Origin of the sequence: Streptomyces carminius, assembly GCF_002794255.1 — a bacterium.
Classification (GTDB): Bacteria; Actinomycetota; Actinomycetes; order Streptomycetales; family Streptomycetaceae; genus Streptomyces; species Streptomyces carminius.
In genome coordinates this window covers 1-1658 of the sequence record NZ_PGGW01000030.1, presented here as the reverse complement: position 1 = coordinate 1658, position 1658 = coordinate 1, and the positions used below count along the sequence as shown (strand labels likewise).

The 1658-nt window shown below is 69.1% G+C and carries 3 protein-coding genes; all 3 read left to right on the top strand.

Annotation, left to right across the window (positions count from 1 at the left end):
• On the top strand, positions 1-417 hold a 417-nt coding region (locus tag CUT44_RS08665), incomplete at its 5' end, for a roadblock/LC7 domain-containing protein (RefSeq protein ID WP_233221317.1).
• 110 nt (positions 418-527) lie between these two features.
• Entirely contained in the window at positions 528-1121 is a 594-nt protein-coding gene (locus tag CUT44_RS08660; RefSeq protein WP_100201595.1) for a DUF742 domain-containing protein, read from the top strand.
• On the top strand, positions 1102-1658 hold a 557-nt coding region (locus CUT44_RS08655; RefSeq protein ID WP_100201596.1), incomplete at its 3' end, for a GTP-binding protein. The genes CUT44_RS08660 and CUT44_RS08655, both read left to right, overlap by 20 nt.

The following is a 1658-nucleotide window of genomic DNA, read 5'->3' as shown; positions in this document are numbered from 1 at the left end:
CCGATGAGCCAGGCGGCGCAGAACCTGAACTGGTTGATCACCAACTTCGTGGACAACACCCCGGGGGTGTCGCACACGGTGGTGGTCTCCGCCGACGGCCTCCTTCTGGCCATGTCCGAGGGGTTCCCGCGGGACCGTGCCGATCAGTTGGCGGCGGTCGCGTCGGGGCTGACCTCGCTGACCGCTGGTGCGTCGCGCATCTTCGAGGGGGGTGCGGTGAATCAGACGGTGGTGGAGATGGAGCGTGGGTTCCTTTTCATCATGTCGATCTCCGACGGTTCCTCGCTGGCGGTGCTGGCCCATCCGGACGCGGACATCGGTCTGGTGGGTTATGAGATGGCGCTGCTGGTGGATCGCGCGGGTACGGTGCTGACCCCGGACCTCCGTGCCGAACTGCAAGGCAGTCTTCTCAACTAGCAAACACTTCGTGCGCATCGTGTCCCCGCGCCGCTAGGGTGCGGGGACACGGTGGGTCCCGAGGTTCCCGAAGCGGCGGCCCCTTGACGTCCGGCAGTGGAGGAGGAGACGTGGCAACGCCCCCTGGCAGCCCTTATGGCGGTGAGTACCAGGCTCAGCAGCCGCAGCACGACCCCTCTGTGAAGCGATTCAACTTCCCTTCGGCGCCGAGTCACCAGCGGCAGGCGTCTCCTCCGTCCCAGCAGCCCTCGCCGCCGCCCCCGCAACCGCCGCGTTACCCACGGCAAACGGAGCAGCAGCCCCCACCGCCCCCGCCGCGTCCCCACCGGCGCGGTCCGGCCGCGCCGTCCGCCCGCGCCGACTCGGCGCCGCTGGTGCGGCCGTACGCCATGACGGGGGGCCGTACCCGCCCGCGGTACCAGCTCGCCATCGAGGCGCTGGTGCACACCACCGCGCGTTCCGCCCAGCTCCAGGGCCAACTGCCCGAGCACCAGCGGATCTGCCAACTGTGCTATGAGATCAAGTCGGTGGCGGAGATCTCGGCACTTCTCTCCATTCCCCTGGGCGTCGCCCGTATCCTCGTCGCCGACCTGGCCGAGGCCGGACTCGTCGCCATCCACCAGCCCGGCGGCAACGAGTCCGCCGGCGGCCAGCCAGATGTGACACTGCTCGAAAGGGTGCTCAGTGGACTTCGCAAGCTCTAGCGGTGCAACCCGCTCCACCACCTCCGCGAAGATCGTGGTGGCGGGCGGGTTCGGCGTGGGCAAGACGACCTTCGTGGGCGCCGTGTCGGAGATCAACCCGCTGCGTACCGAGGCCGTGATGACCGCCGCGTCGGCGGGGATCGACGACCTGACCCACACCGCGGACAAGACCACCACGACGGTGGCGATGGACTTCGGCCGGATCACGCTGGACCAGGACCTGATTCTGTACCTGTTCGGCACCCCCGGGCAGGACCGGTTCTGGTTCATGTGGGACGACCTGGTGCGCGGCGCGATCGGCGCGGTGGTGCTGGTGGACACCAGGCGGCTGGCGGACTGCTTCCCGGCGGTGGACTACTTCGAGAACTCGGGTCTGCCGTTCGTGATCGCGCTGAACGGCTTCGACGGCCACCAGCCCTACACGCCGGAGGAGGTGCGCGAGGCGCTGCAGATCGGTCCGGACGCGCCGATCATCACCACCGACGCCCGGCAGCGGGCGGAGGCCAAGAGCGCCCTGATCACCCTGGTCGAGCACGC